The following is an 18,800-nucleotide window of genomic DNA, read 5'->3' on the forward strand; positions in this document are numbered from 1 at the left end:
GAGGTGGCATAGGTTGACGTTAATATAGGCTAATCTTCATCATCATCGTCGTCCACTTCGACGAGGTCCTCCCAGGCCGTTTTGCCCAGAAAACTCTGCAACCTGCGAACGGCCTGGTTATTCTCACCGCGCAACTTCGTGAGGTAAGCCGCCATGGCTGGGCGTTCCTCACGCTCGGCGAGCTTGATGGCGCGGTCGACGTACATATCCTCAGTGGTGAAGTCCTTGGCGGTTTGGGCGACCATGTTGGCCGCAGTGTCGTACTTCAGGCGGCCGTCTTCCTGCAGCCCGGTGTACTGCGCAAACTCAGCGGTGGTGCTGGGCACAATCTGGTTTTCATCCAGCAACACCTCACCCAGCTCGTCGATCTGCCGACGGTTCTGCGCAATCAGCTGCTGGTAAAAATCAGCAACGGCCAGGCTTTGCTCGCCTTTGACGTACCAGGCGACCTGGTGCAGCTTGACGTTCATCACGAACAAGTTGGCGACAATGTGGCCGGTCATAGCCCCGGCGGTCGGCTTGTGGTGATCCAAGTCTGCTTGCTTCACTTCTACTGCGTATTGTTCATCGATTGTCATGAAATGTTCCCCCTACTCATTGTCCTTCACGCGCACTTTTTTGACTTCGTAGCCCAGCTTGGTGACCACGTCCGACAACTGGTCGGCTGAGGTCTGGCTGTCGTCAAAGTCGGCCTTCACCTTGCCAGCATTGAAGAGCACTTTGACGTTGGAAACGCCGGGCTGCTGCTTTACGGCCCCTTCAATCTTGGTCAAGCAAGACGGGCAGGTCAGCTGATCCAGTTGCATTGTGATTTTTTTACTCATTTGAAAGACTCCCTTTCGCTTATTTACAACTACATTCTATCGAGTTGCTCACTTGGCGGAATTGACCGCGGTCAAGTTCGCGACATTTTCTGAGATTTTTTTGTCGTCATGCTTGCCGTAGTTGATCAGGCGCATCGCGTTGAAAATGACGACCAGGATAGAGGCTTCGTGAACGAACATGCCGCTAGCCATGTAGATGAAGCCGGCGATCAGGCCCAGCAGCAGGAAGGCGACCACAGCGATGGAGATGAAGATATTCTCACGGGTGTTCAGCACCGTCTTCTTGGCCAGCTTGTAAGCGTGGTCCAAAGCCGCAAAGCTGGACTGCATCAAGACAATGTCAGAGGTTTCAATCGCAACGTCGGTGCCTGAGCCCATTGCGATGCCGATGTCAGCGGTCGCCAGCGACGGACTGTCGTTGATGCCATCCCCAACGAAGGCGACGGTGCGGCCTTCGTCTTCAAACTGCTTCACATAAGTGACTTTGTCCTGGGGCAGCAAGTCGGCGTGGACCTCATCGATCCCCAGCTGGTTCGCGACGTAATTGGCGGTTTGCGTGTTATCACCGGTCAGCATGACCAGGTGCTTGGCCCCGGCCTTTTTCAGCTCGGCTAACTCGTCCTTGAGACCCTCGCGAATGGTGTCCGCGATGGCGTAAATTGCCGCGACCTTCGCATCGATGGCCACAATGACGATCGAACTGCCGGTCGCCTGGAACTGGCTCAGCGTCTCGGCCTGTTCGGCAGAGAGCTGGACGTCATGCGCCTCAAGCAGCTTGCGGTTGCCGGCGCATACGGTGTGACCCGCGACGGTAGCCGTAATGCCTTGGCCCTTGATGGTGCTGCTGTTTTCGATCGCCAAAGCCTTGTAATCCAGGTGCGCATCATCTGCGGCCTGGGTCAGCGCACGGCCCAGCGGGTGGTCGGAAAGCGCCTCGACGGCGGCGGTCAGCTGCAGCGCCTGATTGGCGTCTGGACCGTAAACTTTGCTGTCGGCCAGCGCGGTTTTGCCCGTCGTCAGCGTGCCGGTTTTATCAAAAACAAACGTGTCGACTTTCGAGAAGGTATCCATTGCAGACCCGCCCTTGACGAGAATGCCGCGCTTGGCGCCATTGCCGATGCCGGCAACGTTGGAAACCGGCGCGCCGATGACCAAAGCCCCAGGGCACCCAAGCACCAGGACCGTGATGGCAAGCTTGAAGTCGCGAGAGACCAGGCCGACTATCAGCGCGATGACCAGCACCGCGGGGGTGTAATACTTGGCGAAGCGGTCGATGAACTTCTCGGCGTGGGACTTGGTGTCTTGCGCGTCTTCGACCAATTCGATGATCTTGGCAAACGTCGTGTCGTCCCCGACCTTGGTCGCCTTGATCTTCACGTACCCGTCGCTGAGCAGCGTGCCAGAGAATACTTTGTCCCCAGCGTTCTTGGTGACGGCGCGCGACTCGCCGGTCACGGCAGCTTCATCGGCGTACCCTTGCCCGTCGACGATTTCCCCGTCGACTGGGATCGAGCCACCGGTTTTGACTTGGACCACGTCGCCGACATCGAGGTCATCAACGTCGACCTCTTCGATCGTCCCGTCATCGTGGATCAGTTCCGCGCTGGTCGGCGCCATTTCGGTCAGACTCTTAATCGACTGGCGCGTCTTGGCGAGGGTTTTCTGTTCCAGGAAGTTCCCGAACAGGAAGAGGAACGTGACAATCGCGCTTTCGTTGTACTCACCGATGATGAACGCCCCGATCACCGCGATGGTGACCAGCAGTTCAATGCTGATGACCTTCACGCGCAACGCCTGGTAGGCATGCAGGAAAATCGGAACGCCGGCGACGATCGACGCTGTCGCCAGGGTGATCGTGTAAACCAGCGGTGCATTCAGCAGGTATTTGCCTGCGTACCCCAGCACGATGAGGATTGCCGAAACGGCGGTCAGCTGCGTCGTGTGTTTTTCGATCCATAGTTGAAATTTCATATTTTCCACTCTCCTTGTAGGCGGCCTTTTCGACGCCTGCCGAATGACCTTTCCTGATTGACAAGTTCAGCTTAAGGCCGAACGGAAAAATCCGACTTGACCGGCATCAAGTTCGCGGAAAAAAAGCCGAAAATCTTTTTTAGTTAGCTTTTGTTGACAAAAACTAACTAAGGGATTAAACTCTTTTCGTTAGTTAGTCTATATGTGTGACTAGCTAAATAAAATCCTTGGAGGTAATCGCTCATGACCCAAGATACCCAACAATTGCTCAGACTCTTTGGTCGCCTGTTCACGCAGCGCGGCTTTGCGCAAAGCGCGATGTGGACGCTGCATTCTGACCACCGCGAAGGAGCCGCCCCGCGAGGCCAGATGCGCGTGCTGCGGCTGATTGCGCAGCACGACCGCCTGACCAACGCCGACATCGTTGAGGCGCTCGACATCCGGCCCAGCTCCGCCAGCGCCATGGTGGCAAAGCTCGAGGACGCCGGCCTGGTCTCCCGCACCCCCTCTGATGAAGACGGCCGCGTGCAGCTGATTTCACTCACCGATGATGGCAAAACTTTTATTGAAAGTGCCCGCGACGACAAGGACCAGCTGGCAGATAAAATGTTTGCCGGCCTGACCGCGGAAGAACAGGCGCAGCTGACCGGCTTGATGTTAAAGCTTATCGGCAGCTTGGAAAATGGCGACCAGGACGAGGCCGTTGACGCCTACTTTGAAAAGCTCGGCCAGTTTGGGCCGCGCCGCCACCACGGCCATCACGGCTACCGGCAGGAATGGGGCGGCGGTCTCCGCCGCGGCTTTGGCGGCCATGATGGCCGGCCTGAGTTTGGCGGCCGTCCTCACGGTCCTCAAGGCGGTGGGCCTGGCTTGCACCCTGACGATCAGGCCGACAACTAAACGTACCAGCGTACAAAAAGGGGCGCTACTCTCACGTGGAGTAGCGCCCTTTTGGTCACGGCAAAGCGGTTCACTCAAGACCGGGCCGGTTTCACAACGGTCAGCAGCATTTGAAACCCCTCCTTGGCATACAGAGAGTGGCGCTGCCCGGCGGGGATCACAATGGTCTGACCAGCCGCCACCGTGTATGTCTGATCGGCAATGGTGATCTCCGCCACACCGCTTAAGACATTCACCATGGCATCGCCAGCGGCTTCGTGGCCACCGATTTCTTCGCCGGTGCCCACCGCAAACAGGGTCAACGTCAAATCGGGCCGCTGGACCAGCGTACGACTGGTGACTTCATCATCGGCTAAATCGATCAACTGCTTGAGATCGACGACAGTGGCCTGCGGAATTTTATCGATATATGTCATTGACGAACCTCGCTTTCAATCTGCATAAACTTACACGGCTGCTCAGCGCTCAACGCATGAGCTGTGCCAGCTGGGACTACCAGCATTGTCCCGGGTTCGACAGTGGTCCGGTGATCCGTAAAAATGACGGTCAGCTCCCCCTCCAGGCACTGCAAAAGGCGTGTCCGACTGGCGGTTTCGGTGCTGATTGTTTCGCCTGCCGCCATCGCGTAAACGGCTAGCGGCAAGGTGATGCCCAGGCGGCGCGACAGTGAGCGACTGGCAATTTGGTGGTTGCGATACGGGACCAAGGTCGTCAGGTCAAGCTTAGTTTCTGCCATCGTGTTACCTCCACTATTCATTACATTAATCATAACCCAGCACGCTCTAAAATTGATACCGTGAGAAGGCCTGGACTAGTGGCCACCCCAGCACCAAGGCGAATCAGTTGCCCGACCAGATGCCCAGTCATACACAAACCACAAGACTGGCCAGCAGCCACTCACCGGGCTGGAAGGGAGGCTATCGACATGTATACCTACACTAAGCAACAGTTGTTCTTCACCGCTGAAATGTGTCTGGGCATGGGGTCGCTCATGAGCGGCCTCAACATCCTTTTCCAGCTGGGCTTTACTGCAGCCGCCTTGACCACATTTCTCAGCGGCTGGGCGCCCACCATCTTAGTCGCCTTCGCGTGGAATCTGGCAGTTGCCGCGCCGGTTACCAACCTGCTGATCAGCGTATTCGCCACCACCCAGCAGCAGAGCCTTGATCCCGACTGGGCGCAACAAATTCACCAGTGGGCAACTATTCTCATCATGTGCCTGAGCATGTCGACCTGGGGCCTGGTGACTGCCGGCGTGCTGCCAGGCCTCCCTGTATCAGCCCTGCTTTTCACTTGGGTGCGCTCCTTCGCCTTGGCCTACATCATTCGCGGCCTGGTCGTGCGGCCCGTAGCCACCGCGTTGTTGCATCGCGTATTTCCCGGGTGATAGAAAAAGTGGTCCAGCACCACGCAAAATGCGTGTGAGTTGAACCACTTCGCTATTTCCCGGGAAAAGATCAGACTACATCTTCATGCCCATTTTCTTGTATGAATCCATGCCGGCCATCCACATGGTGTCCGGATCGACGCCGCGCTCCTTGGCGAAGGCCTGCGTTAAGGTCTCCATATCCATGAGTTTGTACTTTGGCATCGGCTTGTTTGGATCATAGGTCTGAATTTGCGCCATCATGCCGCCGTCTTCGTGCTCGATGATGTGGCAGTGATACATGTAGACGCCTGGCAGATCGAACCGCACAAGCAGGCGAACGGTCTCGCCTGGGTTGACGCCGACGGTATCCTTGTAGCCGTGCTCATTCGGGTAAGGCGCGCCGCCATTGCGCGAAATGACCAGGAACTGCGTGCCATGCACGTGGAACGGGTGAACCATGCCGCCGTTCATCGAGTTGGTGTTGGTGACATCCCAGTACTGCGCCAGACCAATTGGCTGAGTGGCATCGATGCGCTGCATGTTGAACTTCTTGCCGTCGATGGCAACCTGCTCATCCATCCCCGACATGACGATCTTGCGAACCGGCGTGGTTGGCAGCACTTCAGGCGCGTGAATGTCGATCAGGTGATCCGGCAGCACGCTGTTATCTGGCTTAAAGGCGTGAACGCGGAACTTCACGATCGGTACATCGTCGGAGAACAGGGTGACCGTGTCGCCTTCCTTATAGTTCTTAAAGTCGACAATGATCTCTGCCCGCTCGGCGCAGGTCAGCATCAGGTGGGTCAGCTGCACCGGCTCCGGGAGCAAGCTGGAGTCGCTGGCGATCTGGGTGAATTGCAGATCATCGGAAAAATGCAACCGCCATTCGCGCCGGTTGGCCCCATCAAGGATGCGCAGGCGCAGCTTTTGTGTGGTGACATCGAAGACCGGGTTGACGGTGCCGTTGATCATCGCCGTTGGGCCCTGAACGCCATCCGGATCGTAATCGGCGTGGTAGTCCCACTGATTATTTTCGTGGAAGCGACGGTCTTGCAGGACCAGCGGAATGTCGTCAACGCCGTAAGTCCGCGGCAGCGGCAGGCTGGCCTCGTGCTGATCGCGCACCAGCACCATCGCAGCCAGGCCATGCCAGACTTGCTCAGCGGTCGACGGACACGGGTGCGCGTGCAGCCAGGTCGTCGCGGCCGGCTGATCCAGCGTGAAGTCGATTTCCTTGCTTTCGCCCGGATAAACCGGCGCGTGGCAGCCGCCGTCAACGTACGGGCCGGACACGGACAGGCCGTGCCAGTGGAACGTGGTCAACTCATCGAGCGAGTTTTTCAAGGTGACATGAATGTGCTTGCCCACTTCAAAGGCCAGCGTCGTGCCCAGCAGTGGGGCGTTGTAGCCCCAGGTCTTGGTTTTGGCACCAGGCAGGATCTGGGTCTCGCCCTTTTGCGCTTCCAGGGTATACCAGGCGTCGGTGTCAGTCTCTTTGTCGGGCTTCAGCAGCGGCGGAATTGCCAGCTGGGACTCCGGCGCGTCCGCGACTTCCAGCGGCACATAGCCGCCATCGTGGGTGTTGTACGCCGGTTCATCGAAAAAGTAATCATCATACACATGCTGTGTCATAATATTTCCCCTTTCATTACTGGCAAGGAAATTGTGCCTCACCTAAGTCCGATTCCATTTTAACACGCTTCCACGCCAAAAACAGTGTAGAATAGAATCGTTATAAATAGTGGATAGATCTGGAGGGGTGTAAAATGTCTAAGCTGTTTACTTGGTTAATGTTTGCCGCCAATGCGGTCCTCGTGTGGATGGTCTTCGGGACCAACATCAGCATGAACATGGTCAACATGGAACACGCTATGTGGCTCATGGCCATCATCATGCTGGCTGATTCAATCATGTCGCTTTACATGATGTACCGCAAGAAATAAGTATTTAGGCCGGGCGTGGCTTCGGCCTTTTCATTTGCCAAAAATTACTTCACACGTATGGCATAATAAGCACAGGAGGTGAGCCAGATGCCCAACATGCTAGATTATGCGCGAAGTTATGCGCAGGAACCGTTCAGCGCCGTGCCGCTGGGGCCGATCGACGGCGTGCTATTGTCGCAGCTGGCTTACTTTGATTTTGCCCGATTACCAGTGACCAGCGGCACGCTCCACGCGCTGCGCAAAAGTGCCGACCTGAAGGCCTTGACCGAGCACACCTGGCGGCCGGCTGAGAACCTCGCGCTACTCAAGCTGATGACCCACGCGCCGCGCTATCAGACGATTGCCTGGCACGATCAGGTCGCCCAGCTCGACGTCGAGGCGCAAAAGCAGTTCTCAGCGCTGACGCTCACCCTACCGCACGGCCAGTTTATCGCCTTTCGCGGCACCCGAGCGGACTTTGTCGACTGGAAGGAAGACTTTAACATGGCTTACATGCAGGCCATTCCCTCCCAAAAGGCCGCGCTGGCCTATTTTCAGCGCATCGCCGCCACCTATCCCGGGCCATATTTCCTAGGCGGGCATTCCAAGGGTGGGACGCTGGCGACCTACGCCTTTGCCGAAGCCCCCGGCGCGCTGCAGGACCAGGTGCAGGCCGTGTTCAACGCCGACGGGCCGGGTATCGGTAAGCCGGTGCCGACCGCGCTTGCGCCGCGCGTCCACAAGCTGGTGCCGCAAACCAGCCTGATTGGCACGCTCTTTGACCCCGACTCCGGCTTTTCCGTGGTGCAAAGCCGCGCCCATGGTTTCCGCCAGCACGATCCTTTTTCCTGGGAAGTTGCCGGGGAAGACTTCGCCTCGCTGCCAAAAACCGACTTGCTCTCGCAGCTGGCGCAGGACACCATCGCGAACTGGACCGCCAGCCTGTCTGATGAAACTAAGCAGGCCTGCCTGGATGCTGCATACGCGCTGGTGACGCGCACCGATGCGACAAGCTTTGCCGAGCTCAAGCGCAACTGGCCGCAAAACGCCAAAATTATTTTCTCAGGACTCAGACACGGCGATCCTATGGCGCACCAGCAGTGGCAGTTGGCGATTGGGCAGCTGATCATCGCCCTGCGCGCAAGCCTGCCCAAGCCGCACCTGCCGGCGGTCGATTGGCCCTGGACCAGCACGGATTCACCGCAAGAAAAGGAGAACTCTTCAAATGATCAACATTAGAACCGCCACCGAAGCCGATATGGCCACCGTTTGGCAAATTGAAACCGGCGAGATGGATGAAACCAAAACGCCGCACATGATGCAGCCGGATGAGTACGAGGGGTTTAAAACTGACCTGTTGCACCATGCCGCGCTGACGCTGGTCGCCTGCAATGAGGCCGGTCAGGTCTGCGGCTACATCACGTGCCACGTCGCCGGCCCCTACCCCAGCATGCGCCGCCAGTGGGTCGCCGGTCTCGCCGTCAGCAAGCAGGCTCAAGGCCAAGGGGTTGGCCGGGCGCTGATCGAAGCGGTCAAAACGGCCGCAGCAACACAAGCCATCGGGAAAATCAGCTTCCGCGTTCTTGCCAGTAACACGGCCGCCATCGGCTTTTACGAGCATCTGGGCATGACCCAGGAAGCCCACCACCGCCGCGAGTTTTGGCTCGCCGAGCAGTGGCAGGACGAATATCAGTACGCGCTGTACGTGGGCGCGTAAGCAAACAGCGCCGAGCCGATGCTCAGCGCTGCTTTTGTCTGCCTGCTCAGGGTGTTTCACGTGGAACAGCAGCGATCAGTGCCCACGCCCTGCGCCTTTAGTCGGCTTCACGCCCGCGCCGGGACAACTCAGTCAGCTCACCGATGAGGGCCGACTTGCCGCTGGTACTTTGAATGATGCGGATATCGGTCTGTGCTGGGGCAGTCGCCAGCAGCGCGGCCAGGCGTGGTTCAACCGCCTTGCGAAAAGTCAGCGCGTAAGTTAAAAAATCCAGGTAATCGCGGTCCAAATGTTCCTGAAACCCTGGCGCCATGTCTGGGCGCGTCGCCGGGTTGCGGTGAAAAGCCAGTGAGCGGCGCATCAGTCGCACCGGGGCCACCAGGCTTGGGACTCGCAGCCACACCACCAGATAGGCTTGGGCCAGCCGCAAGGGGACGGTGCTGGTGAAGTTGCCATCGATCAACCAGTCGCGATGCGTCGCCATGAATCGCGTCTGCTCGGCAATGAATCGCTGCTTGGCCGCAGCGGAGTAATCCATCGCGTGCCACACCCGGTCCAACGCCAACAGTGGCCAGCCGGTCTGGCGGGCCAGTTGCCGCGCCAGCGTCGATTTGCCACTGCCTGGTGCCCCAATCAGCATCACTTTCATTGCCTCGCCCCCACTAAAAAGTCGCGGCATGCTCAAAGCGCACCGCGACTTCATTATCGCCTTTTTAATCCATAGACTGCAACAAGGCCAACAGGGCCGCTGACACTTCCTGACGCTTCGCCTCTGGCAAAGTCTTGAGGTAGTTCAGCAGGGCCAGCGTGTTAACGTCCGCAAACTGGTCGCCCACAAAAAAGTCCGCCAGTTGCAGCCCCAAGGCTTCACCGATTTCCGTTAACTTTTTAATGCTGATGTTATCCACGTCGCCGCGTTCCACTCGGGACAGCAGACTGACCGAAACGCCAGCCTTCTCCGCTAGTTGTTCGATCGTCAAGCCGAGCTTTTTGCGTTGCGCGCGCACCAGTCGACTAATATTTTTCAATCGCCGCTCAGCTCCTATTCACACTTAACTAGCCTACACGGTAGAAGAAAAACGGTTCCAGTTAAAGAGCTTAAAAGCCGCGCAAAATAAAAATAACAGTTTCCAGAGAAAATAAAAATATGAAAGCCGCGGCGGCTTTGAAAATTACGCTTTTAATCCGAAAATAAAAAACTTAAATTTAGGAATATTTTTTTACGCTAATGAAGAATAGTCTCTTCATCAGTGACCTAATCCACGCGCGTCAGCTCGTCCAGCGTCTTGCCATCTGCGTCGACTAGCTCCAGCCAGCCGTTGGTATCGCCGTAATACAGGAAGAGGCCGACCTCGTTCACGCTGCGCAGTGTCACCGGGGCAGTCGTCGTAAAGTCAGCGATTTTATCAGCGTTGTCTGCCCGCAGCTTGTCCCCGTACTTGGTGCCATAGCTCTGCGACCCGTCGCGATTCAGCAGCGGCTCGCGCACGAGCTTGGCGCCTGGTGCGATGGTCATTTCCTTGGCCCCGGTCCAGTACACTGTCGCCTCACTGCCGCCGCGTTTCACGTGGAACGCATGGGCCTTCAGCGTCTTGTCGAAGCGGTGACGCGCCTTGGCGGGTCGCTTCTTGGCAGGAGTCGCAGCCTGGAGTTGAATGCCCAGGCGAACCAGGACCCGCATCTGCGTCTCCAGCAGCTTCTGCAATGCTTCCCCGGTGGCTGTGGCGCTGCCCTCGGCGATCAGCTGCTCAAAAAAGCGCTGGACCTTGACCCCGTCAACACTGTCCGGCACGCCTAGGATAATGACGCCGTCCGCATTGGCGGGCACGTCACCGGCGCCAATCAACGCGTGGGTGGCCGTTGCCAGGCGAACATCATTGGCTGGGACGGGCTGCTCTAGGTTCGACGTTAATCGCATCGTGCCCAGGCCTTCACCCAGGTCCAGCCGCGTCTCGGTGTCTGTCATAGTCATTGTGATCGTCAGTTTCATCATTTTCTCCTTGGGATAAAAAAAGCGGCCCGGGTGGTCGCCTTTCGTTGAAATTACTTTGCTTGCTCGAGCGGCTTCGACTTCCGGGTGGCCTTCAGGTACTGCGTCAGGACTTTGATCGCCCAAGCGCAGTGCGTGGATGCCACCATCGTCGCAAATTCGCCGAGTGACATGCTGCCGGTCCAAGGGTAAAAGCCCCTGAGGAACATTTCCTCGTTGTTGCCTTGCTCGAACTGGTCCATCAGATCGTTGTACAAACTTTCGAAGGCTTTTTTGGCCTCTGCCAACGTGGTCTTCTGGTTGGCCTGCCAGATCTTGCGGCTCAGCTTGCCGCTATTCTTCCAACTGTACGGTTTCGGCATGAACCGCTTTGCGGTCCCAGCCAGGTTTGCTTTGCTCCAATCCAGGTACATTTTCTGCCAAGCTGCCAGCTGGACCAATACGTCGCGAACGTTACGATCGCGGCCTTTGAACGGGAAGGTCCCGTTCAATTCTTCATCTGACATACCGCTTAAAATCTGATCGAGCTTATCGTGCCGCTCGTACGTCGCCAAAATCAATGACTGCCGTGAATGTGGCTCTGCCAAGTTTAATCGCCTCCTGAGGGATTTGAGATAAACGCATTCAACACTGTCTCCACTCTCTATGGTGGGCCTAAACGAGGAAATTTTCAAGACCGGTCATTAGAATTTACAAAGAAATATTTGAAAATATAACAGAAAGCGAATGCATAGCCGGCTTTTGTGCATCACCAAACCGATAAAAAAAGCCCTTTGCATCTCTGCAGAGGGCTGGTGGGACTAGTCTTCAACGACAAATGGCAGAAGACCCATGATGCGTGACCGCTTGATCGCGATCGTCAGCTTACGCTGGTTTTTGGCGCTGGTACCGGTCACCCGACGAGGCAAGATCTTGCCCCGTTCAGAGATGAACCGTTCCAACAAATTGGTGTCTTTGTAATCGATGTAATCGATGTGGTTTGCGGCGATGAAGTCGACTTTACGACGACGACGGCCACCACGACGCTGTTGTGCCATGGATGTCACTCCTTTACTCATTGATTGATTCAAACTCACCTAAGCGAACTTGATTGGATTAAAACGGCAGATCATCATCCGAGATGTCGATTGTCTTGCCATTGTTGGCAAACGGATCGGCACTGTTGTCAGGTTGCGCCGGCTTTTGCGGGCTCGCACTGGCAGCTGATGATGCAGGGGCGCCAAAGTTTGGTGTTTGCGGGGCCTGTTGTGCAGGCTGCCCGCCACCAAATCCTGACTGAGGCTGTTGGCCGAAGCCGCCAGCCTGTGGTTGGTTGTTGCCGGTTGCCGGTTCAGACGGCCGCGCTTGCGTGGTCGCCTTGCTTTCCAGCAGCGCGAAGTTCTCGACGACGACTTCGGTGACGTAGACCCGTTGGCCTTGAGCATTGTCGTAGGTGCGCGTTTGAATGTGCCCCTCGACGCCGACCAGTGAGCCCTTGCGCGTAAAGTTGCTGAAATTCTCAGCACTCTTGCGCCAGATCACGCAGTTAATGAAGTCCGTCTCGCGCTGGCCTTGGGCATTGGTGAACTGCCGGTCAACAGCCAGGGTGAATGACCCGACCGCGGTCCCACTTTGGGTGTAACGTAGGTCGACATCGCGCGTTAAACGCCCGGTCAATGATACATTATTGATCATTCAAGTTTCCCCCTTAACGATAACTAGTCGTTGCGGACAACGATCATGTGGCGAAGAATTTCGCTACTGATCTTAGCAAGACGGTCGAATTCGTCGATCGCCTTGGAATCGTTAGCGGTCAGGTTAACGATGTGGTAAGTGCCTTCTGTGAAATTCTTGATTTCATAGGCAAACTTACGCTTCTGCCAATCCTTGGAATCAATGATGCTGGCACCATTTTCCTTCAAGATATTGTCAAAACGTTCAACTAATTGAGCCTTGGCCTCTTCGTCGATATCTGGACGAATGATGTAGGTCACTTCATACTTAGTTTCAGCCATTTGACATGTCACCTCCTTATGGACTATTGGCCCTATTCCCTAGGGCAAGGAGTAAGCGTGCCAAAAGGGCACATGCTCACAAGCTAATAGTGTATCATACCGAATGGGTTTACTCAAACTATTTCGGGCGCGTGCCTGCACTGGCCCATAAAGGGAGCTGGCCTCCGTCGAAATTCGGCTGGCGACGCGAAGCTAGAGTGGTGGCCACCGCTTCGAGCCTCGCAAGCGAGTCTCTCAGTCGGGGCAAATTGTAGGCGACAAGTCGCCAACAATTTCTTCACTGCTGAGCCGATTTCGACTCCGGCCAGCTCCCTTCTTTACCCATCGACGCTCACCAAACCAAGCGCCCGAATGCCAACCTTTTATTAAATTGACACGGTCTGGATCTGCATGATGTTCTTGTTCATCGAGATGTCCTCGATGATGTCCGCGTAGTTCATCCCGCGAGGAAGCTCGATCTCATAGATGTTGGTGTAAACAGAATCGGTATCCGACTGGGTCACACGGAAGTTGACGTCGGTGACCTTGATGTGGTGATCATCAAAGTATTGCTGGATGAACTCCTTGGTTTCGACGCGGTGATGGTACTGGACCAGCAGTCGCTTCATCGTATTGACGTGCAGCAGATTTTTGGCGAAGACCAGCACCAAGATGATCAGCACGGACCCGGGAATGGCGATGTCGTAGTTGCCCATCCCAATCGCTAAGCCGATCGCGGCAACGGCCCACAGGCTCGCCGCGGTGGTCAGGCCGCGCACAGTGCGGTGCTGCACGATGATCGTGCCCGCGCCCAAGAACCCGATGCCGGAAACGACCTGGGCGATCAGACGCGCGTCGTCGGCCCGCAGCACACCGGCGAGTTTGGGCTCAGCCAGCGCGGTGTTCAAGGCGTTAAAGCCGATCTCTTTTTGCATCAGCGCGATCATGCAGGCACCTACACAGACCAGCACATGCGTCTTAATGCCCGCTGGCCGGTTCTTATGCTCGCGGTCGTAGCCAATCACCCCGGAGATCAGCATGGCCAGCAGCAGCCGACCAATGATCTCTATCAGACTTAAAGAATAGTGCATTGTTTTTACCCACTTCTTTCAAAAAGGACCGGGAAGGTGAAGTACCCCGCCCGGTCCGAATCTAAGCTGACGATTATTGATCGTCTGAACTGTTGTCGCTATCGCTATCCCCGTCAGATTGATTGTTCTGATCGTCCTCGGCGCGCTTCAGCAGCTCGTTGACCTGTGAATCAGCATCCCCAGCGTAGGAGCCGGCGCTTGCTACTTCACTGCCTGCAGGCTGGTCACCGGTCGCTGCGGCACTGCCGTCAACACTTGCCGCGCTATCGGTTGGTTCCGGCTCATCTGGCTCTGGGGCCAGCTTTGCCATGGTGGCGACCTTGGCGCCATCGTCGACCTTGATCAGCCGCACGCCAAGCGTGGAACGCCCAGTTTGCGAAACCGTGTCAATGTTGAAGCGGATCATGACCCCGGCATCGGTGATCACCATGATGTCTTCAGTGCCATCAACAGTGGTGACGCCGGCCAGCGGCCCGTTCTTTTCCGTGATGTTGGCGGTCTTGATGCCTTTACCACCGCGCCCTTTAATTGGGTACTCGGAGGCGGCAGTCCGCTTCCCGTAGCCTTTTTCGGAAATCACGAAGACTTCTGAATCCGGCTTGAGAATGTCAGAGCCAACCACGTAGTCCCCGTCGCGCAGACGGACACCGCGCACCCCAGTGGCAGAACGGCCCATGCTGCGGACGTCCTGTTCCTTAAAGGTCACAGAATAGCCCAGGTGCGTGCCGATGAAGATAGTGTTTTCGCCGGTGGTCGAAATGACGTTGCTCAGCTCATCGCCGTCTTTCATGTTCAAGGCGATCAGGCCATTCTTGCGGATGTTGTAGAACTCCCGCGTTGGCGTGCGCTTAACGACCCCGTTGCGGGTGACGAAGAACAGGTAGTCATCACTGGCCGCCTCGGCGTCCTCATCCGCGTCTGTGTCATGGCGTTTGACGTTCAACACCGTCTGAATCTTTTCGTTGTTGTCGATGCCCAGCAGGTTGATGATCGGGATGCCCTTGGCCGTACGGCTGTATTCAGGCACCTCGTAACCCTTCATCCGGTAAACCTTACCGGTGTTGGTGAAGAACAGCAGCATGTCGTGGGTCGAGGTCGTCACCAGGTGCTCGACAAAGTCATCGTCGTGCACGCCGGTCCCTTGAACCCCGCGGCCGCCGCGGTTTTGCGCCTTGAACTCATCGCTTGGGAGACGCTTGATGTAGCCGTTGTGCGTAAGGGTGATCACGACGTTTTCCTCTTCGATGAGGTCCTCGTCTTCGATGGTCAGGTCTTCACCGACCAAAAGCTCAGTGCGGCGCTTGTCGCCGAACTTCTTTTGGATGTCGAGCAATTCGTCGTAAATGATCTGGTGGATGCGCTCAGGCTTGGCCAAAATGTCCTTGTAGTCAGCAATGGCAGCCAGCACGTCCTTGTACTCGTTTTCGACCTTCTCGCGTTCCAGTCCGGTCAGGCGAACCAGCCGCATGTCGAGAATGGCCTGGCTTTGCTTATCAGACAGGCCGAACTTATCCATCAGGATGACCTTAGCCTTATCCCCGGTTTCACTGCCGCGGATGATGCTGATGATCTCGTCGATGTGATCCAGCGCGATCTTCAACCCGGCCAGGATGTGCTCCCGCGCCTGAGCCTTTTTCAGATCGAACTCGGTCCGCCGGCGAATGACCTCTTCCTGATGCTGCAGGTAGTACTGCAGAATCTCTTTCAGGCTGAGGGTCTTCGGGGCCCCATTGACGATGGCGACCATGTTGAAGGAAAAACCGGTCTGCATCGGCGTCAGCTTGAACAGGTTGTTCAGCACGACCGAGGCACTCATGTCGCGGCGCACATCGATGACGATGCGCATCCCGTCACGGTCGGACTCATCGTTCAGGTCGGTGATGCCATCGATCTTCTTTTCGCGAGCCAGCTCGGCGATGCGTTCAACCATTTTCGCCTTGTTGACCATGTACGGAATTTCGGTGACGATGATGCGTTCCTTACCGTTTTTCGAGGTTTGAATCTCCGTCTTGGCGCGCACGATGATCGTGCCCTTGCCGGTTTCGTAAGCCCGACGAATGCCAGACTTGCCGATGACCAGGCCGCCAGTCGGAAAATCGGGCCCAGGCAGCGCAGACATCAAGTCCGCCGTCGTCGCATCCGGATTATCCATCAGGATGTGCAGCGCGGAAATGACTTCCGCCAGGTTGTGCGGCGGAATGTTGGTGGTCATCCCCACGGCGATCCCGGTCGCGCCGTTGACCAGCAGGTTCGGGAAGCGCGCCGGCAGCACGGTCGGCTCTTTTTCGGTGCCATCGTAGTTGTCCTGGTAGTCGATGGTGTCTTTGTTGATGTCGCGGAGCATTTCCATCGTGATCTTACTCATGCGGGCTTCGGTGTACCGCATCGCGGCAGCGCCGTCGCCGTCGACGGAGCCAAAGTTCCCGTGCCCGTCGACCAGCATGTAGCGGTAGGAAAAGTCCTGTGCCATGCGGACCATGCCTTCGTAAATCGATGAGTCACCATGCGGGTGGTATTTCCCCATGACATCCCCAACGATACGCGCGGACTTCTTGTATGGCTTGTCCGGGGTGACCCCGAGTTCATTCATGCCGTACAAGATCCGGCGCTGGACCGGCTTGAGGCCGTCTCTGACATCGGGCAAGGCCCGCGCCACGATGACACTCATCGCGTACTCCAGGAATGAGGTCTTCATGGTTTTTGCCAGATTAACGGTGGTGATCCGGCTTTCTTGACGATCATCCATGTGAATTCTTAGCTCCTCTCAGTGGTGCTGTTTAGTGATGCTTCTTTTTACTTAAAAAATTTACTGATACAGCGGGGGCGACCTTCATAGAACTCAACGGGACGCCGCATTCATAGAGCAGTACGCACACCTTTGAGCCACACTCAACCGTCGGTGATACCGCCTTGTGGCCGGAGCCGGGAATGGCTCAGTAGCGAAATTCTGCTTGGCGGTTTACCGCCTAGCAGAAGACCCGACTGAGAGACTCGCTTGCGAGGCTCGAAGCGGTGTCCGCTACGTTCCAGCCATTCCCGGCGTAGGTCACAAGGCCCCCCGATTAAGCGTCGATGTTCTTGCTGTCGACGTAAACCGCGTTGTCTTCGATGAATTGGCGGCGTGGGCCGACCGAATCGCCCATCAGCATTTCGAAAATGCCATCGGCGTTTTCGGCGTCTTCTGGGGAGACCCGCAGGAGCCGGCGCTTGTCCGGATCCATGGTAGTTTCCCAGAGCTGGCTGGCATCCATTTCACCAAGCCCTTTGTAGCGCTGAATCTCTGGCTTTGGTGATGGTGGCAGCTGTCCCAGTACTTCTTCCAACTCTTCATCGGAGTCGATGTACTTCATCATTTTGCCTTGGCGCACCCGATACAGCGGCGGCTGGGCGATGTAGACGTAGCCGGCATCCAACAGCGGCCGCATGTAACGATAAATCAGCGTCAGAAGCAGCGTGCGAATGTGCGCGCCATCGACATCGGCATCAGTCATGATGATCAGCTTGTGGTAGCGCGCCTTGGAAACGTCGAAGTCATCGCCAAACCCGGTGCCCATGGCGGTAAACAAGGTTCGAATTTCTTCGTTAGCCAAAATCCGCTCCATGCTGGCTTTTTCAACGTTCAGGATCTTCCCCCGAATGGGCAGGATGGCTTGAGTCAGACGACTGCGGCCGGACTTCGCGGAACCGCCCGCGGAATCCCCTTCGACGATGAACAGCTCGGAGATTTCCGGGTCCTTGCTGGAGTTATCCGCCAGCTTGCCTGGCAGGTTGGAAATTTCCAGTCCTGACTTTTTGCGTGTCACTTCACGTGCGCGCTTGGCAGCGGCGCGGGCCTTGTTGGCCAGCATTGCCTTGTCGATCAGCTGCTTGCCTTCTGCCGGGTGCTCCATCAAGAACTTGGAGAAGTGCTCGGAGAACATGCGGTCCACGGCCGTCCGCGCATCGGCATTGCCGAGTTTGGTCTTGGTCTGGCCCTCAAACTGCGGATCTGGGTGCTTGACGGAAACCACGGCTGTCATGCCTTCACGCACGTCTTCGCCAGACAGCGGCTCGTCATTTTCCTTCAAGGCGCCGGACTTGTGGGCGTAGTCATTGATCACGCGCGTCAGGGCAGCCTTGAACCCAGTTTCATGGGTCCCGCCTTCGATGGTGTGAATGTTGTTGGCGAAGGTCAGGAGGTTGGTGGCATAACCGTTGGTCGCGTACTGCAGCGCGACTTCAACTGTGATGCCCTTGTACTGGCCTTCGACGTAAATCGGCTCTTCCAGCAGGTTGTCCTTCCCCTTATCAAGGAATTCAACGTACTCACGAATGCCGCCTTCCGCCTTGAACGACAGCTTTTCGGCGGTGTCCTTGCGCTTGTCGGTAAAGTTCAGCTGCAGGCCCTTGTTCAGGAAGGCCAGCTCACGAATCCGCTGCACCAGAATTTTGTCGTCGTAGGTCGTGGTCTCGGTGAAAATATCCGGATCCGGCACAAAATGAACCTTGGTGCCGTGTTCGTGCTCCGGCGCATCCCCAATAATTTTCATTGGAGTCTTCACTTTGCCGCGAGTGAAGTCGATGTAGTAGCGCTTGCCGCCGCGAGTGACCACGACGTCCAGCTCGGTCGACAGGGCGTTGACGACAGACGCGCCAACCCCGTGCAGGCCGCCGGACACCTTGTATCCGCCGCCGCCAAACTTACCGCCGGCGTGCAGGATGGTGTAAACGGTCTCCAGCGCTGGTCGACCGGTTTTCTTTTGAATGTCGACTGGAATGCCACGGCCGTCATCGGTGACGGTGATGGAATTGTCGGGTTCAACGACGACATCGATCTCGCTCGCAAACCCGGCAAGGGCTTCGTCGATCCCGTTGTCGATAATTTCCCACACCAGGTGGTGCAGGCCTTGACTCGAGGTCGTGCCAATGTACATCCCTGGCCGCTTGCGGACCGCTTCGAGGCCTTCAAGGACTTGGATCTGGCTGGCATCATACTCCGCCGCTTTTTCCTCTTTCTCCTTGACGAGCTCTTCTTTGGTTTCTTTATCTTCTGCCATTCATGCT

At 56.7% G+C, this 18,800-nt stretch carries 21 protein-coding genes; 5 read left to right on the forward strand and 16 right to left on the reverse strand.

Annotated features, from left to right (window positions below; all coding sequences use genetic code 11):
* Positions 1-29: 29 nt before the first annotated feature.
* Genes JUF21_RS06910 through JUF21_RS06920 form a run of 3 tightly spaced genes read right to left on the reverse strand, consistent with a single transcriptional unit; the run spans position 30 to position 2,795 of the window.
* Positions 30-578, reverse strand: a complete 549-nt coding sequence (locus JUF21_RS06910) for a ferritin-like domain-containing protein (RefSeq protein WP_203624189.1) — start codon at positions 576-578, stop codon at positions 30-32.
* A 12-nt stretch (positions 579-590) separates the two neighbouring features.
* The gene (locus JUF21_RS06915; protein ID WP_125757636.1) at positions 591-824 is read right to left on the reverse strand and encodes a heavy-metal-associated domain-containing protein; all 234 of its coding nucleotides are present in this window, start codon (positions 822-824) and stop codon (positions 591-593) included.
* Positions 825-872: 48 nt separating this feature from the next.
* Complete coding sequence (locus JUF21_RS06920; RefSeq protein ID WP_203624188.1) at positions 873-2,795, reverse strand: heavy metal translocating P-type ATPase; 1,923 nt, start codon at positions 2,793-2,795, stop codon at positions 873-875.
* 243 nt (positions 2,796-3,038) lie between these two features.
* Between JUF21_RS06920 and JUF21_RS06925 the strand changes: the two genes are divergently transcribed.
* The gene (locus JUF21_RS06925; protein WP_203663677.1) at positions 3,039-3,695 is read left to right on the forward strand and encodes a MarR family transcriptional regulator; all 657 of its coding nucleotides are present in this window, start codon (positions 3,039-3,041) and stop codon (positions 3,693-3,695) included.
* 74 nt (positions 3,696-3,769) lie between these two features.
* Here JUF21_RS06925 and JUF21_RS06930 read toward each other — a convergent pair whose 3' ends face one another.
* Entirely contained in the window at positions 3,770-4,111 is a 342-nt protein-coding gene (locus JUF21_RS06930) for a cupin domain-containing protein (protein WP_203624186.1), read from the reverse strand.
* Positions 4,108-4,431, reverse strand: coding sequence for a cupin domain-containing protein (locus JUF21_RS06935; RefSeq protein WP_203624185.1), 324 nt, complete (start codon positions 4,429-4,431; stop codon positions 4,108-4,110). Before JUF21_RS06935 ends, JUF21_RS06930 begins: the two co-directional genes overlap by 4 nt.
* Before the next feature lie 189 nt (positions 4,432-4,620).
* On the opposite strand from JUF21_RS06935, the gene JUF21_RS06940 reads away from it, so the two are divergent.
* The gene (locus JUF21_RS06940; RefSeq protein WP_203663679.1) at positions 4,621-5,082 is read left to right on the forward strand and encodes a hypothetical protein; all 462 of its coding nucleotides are present in this window, start codon (positions 4,621-4,623) and stop codon (positions 5,080-5,082) included.
* Positions 5,083-5,157: 75 nt separating this feature from the next.
* On the opposite strand, the gene JUF21_RS06945 is transcribed toward JUF21_RS06940, so the two are convergent.
* Positions 5,158-6,696 (reverse strand): multicopper oxidase family protein, encoded by a 1,539-nt coding sequence (locus tag JUF21_RS06945; RefSeq protein ID WP_203624183.1) that lies wholly within the window; start codon positions 6,694-6,696, stop codon positions 5,158-5,160.
* A gap of 134 nt (positions 6,697-6,830) precedes the next feature.
* Between JUF21_RS06945 and JUF21_RS06950 the strand changes: the two genes are divergently transcribed.
* From JUF21_RS06950 to JUF21_RS06960, 3 genes are all read left to right on the forward strand, one after another.
* Positions 6,831-7,007, forward strand: coding sequence for a hypothetical protein (locus JUF21_RS06950; RefSeq protein WP_203624182.1), 177 nt, complete (start codon positions 6,831-6,833; stop codon positions 7,005-7,007).
* An 87-nt stretch (positions 7,008-7,094) separates the two neighbouring features.
* Positions 7,095-8,225: an Mbeg1-like protein gene (locus tag JUF21_RS06955; RefSeq protein ID WP_203663681.1), complete on the forward strand. Its 1,131-nt coding sequence runs from the start codon at positions 7,095-7,097 to the stop codon at positions 8,223-8,225.
* Positions 8,212-8,703, forward strand: coding sequence for a GNAT family N-acetyltransferase (locus JUF21_RS06960; protein WP_203624180.1), 492 nt, complete (start codon positions 8,212-8,214; stop codon positions 8,701-8,703). Before JUF21_RS06955 ends, JUF21_RS06960 begins: the two co-directional genes overlap by 14 nt.
* A gap of 97 nt (positions 8,704-8,800) precedes the next feature.
* Here JUF21_RS06960 and JUF21_RS06965 read toward each other — a convergent pair whose 3' ends face one another.
* The 10 genes from JUF21_RS06965 to gyrB form a co-directional block, all read right to left on the reverse strand.
* Positions 8,801-9,352, reverse strand: a complete 552-nt coding sequence (locus tag JUF21_RS06965; protein WP_203624179.1) for an AAA family ATPase — start codon at positions 9,350-9,352, stop codon at positions 8,801-8,803.
* 64 nt (positions 9,353-9,416) lie between these two features.
* Positions 9,417-9,731, reverse strand: coding sequence for a helix-turn-helix domain-containing protein (locus JUF21_RS06970; protein WP_203624178.1), 315 nt, complete (start codon positions 9,729-9,731; stop codon positions 9,417-9,419).
* 227 nt (positions 9,732-9,958) lie between these two features.
* Positions 9,959-10,693: a hypothetical protein gene (locus JUF21_RS06975; protein ID WP_203624177.1), complete on the reverse strand. Its 735-nt coding sequence runs from the start codon at positions 10,691-10,693 to the stop codon at positions 9,959-9,961.
* Positions 10,694-10,746: 53 nt separating this feature from the next.
* Positions 10,747-11,280, reverse strand: a complete 534-nt coding sequence (locus tag JUF21_RS06980; protein WP_203663683.1) for a ClbS/DfsB family four-helix bundle protein — start codon at positions 11,278-11,280, stop codon at positions 10,747-10,749.
* 213 nt (positions 11,281-11,493) lie between these two features.
* Positions 11,494-11,730: a 30S ribosomal protein S18 gene (gene rpsR / locus JUF21_RS06985; protein WP_054662813.1), complete on the reverse strand. Its 237-nt coding sequence runs from the start codon at positions 11,728-11,730 to the stop codon at positions 11,494-11,496.
* Between the two features lie 58 nt (positions 11,731-11,788).
* On the reverse strand, positions 11,789-12,367 hold the full coding sequence (gene ssb, locus JUF21_RS06990; protein ID WP_203624175.1) for a single-stranded DNA-binding protein: 579 nt from the start codon (positions 12,365-12,367) through the stop codon (positions 11,789-11,791).
* Positions 12,368-12,390: 23 nt separating this feature from the next.
* The gene (gene rpsF / locus JUF21_RS06995; RefSeq protein WP_054662810.1) at positions 12,391-12,687 is read right to left on the reverse strand and encodes a 30S ribosomal protein S6; all 297 of its coding nucleotides are present in this window, start codon (positions 12,685-12,687) and stop codon (positions 12,391-12,393) included.
* A 365-nt stretch (positions 12,688-13,052) separates the two neighbouring features.
* On the reverse strand, positions 13,053-13,757 hold the full coding sequence (locus JUF21_RS07000) for an MgtC/SapB family protein (protein ID WP_203624174.1): 705 nt from the start codon (positions 13,755-13,757) through the stop codon (positions 13,053-13,055).
* Positions 13,758-13,830: 73 nt separating this feature from the next.
* On the reverse strand, positions 13,831-16,503 hold the full coding sequence (gene gyrA / locus JUF21_RS07005) for a DNA gyrase subunit A (RefSeq protein ID WP_203624173.1): 2,673 nt from the start codon (positions 16,501-16,503) through the stop codon (positions 13,831-13,833).
* Positions 16,504-16,819: 316 nt separating this feature from the next.
* On the reverse strand, positions 16,820-18,793 hold the full coding sequence (gyrB, locus tag JUF21_RS07010; RefSeq protein WP_203624172.1) for a DNA topoisomerase (ATP-hydrolyzing) subunit B: 1,974 nt from the start codon (positions 18,791-18,793) through the stop codon (positions 16,820-16,822).
* Positions 18,794-18,800: the final 7 nt, after the last annotated feature.

The organism is Lacticaseibacillus sp. 53-4, from assembly GCF_016861805.1.
In the GTDB taxonomy this organism is placed as follows: Bacteria; Bacillota; Bacilli; order Lactobacillales; family Lactobacillaceae; genus Lacticaseibacillus.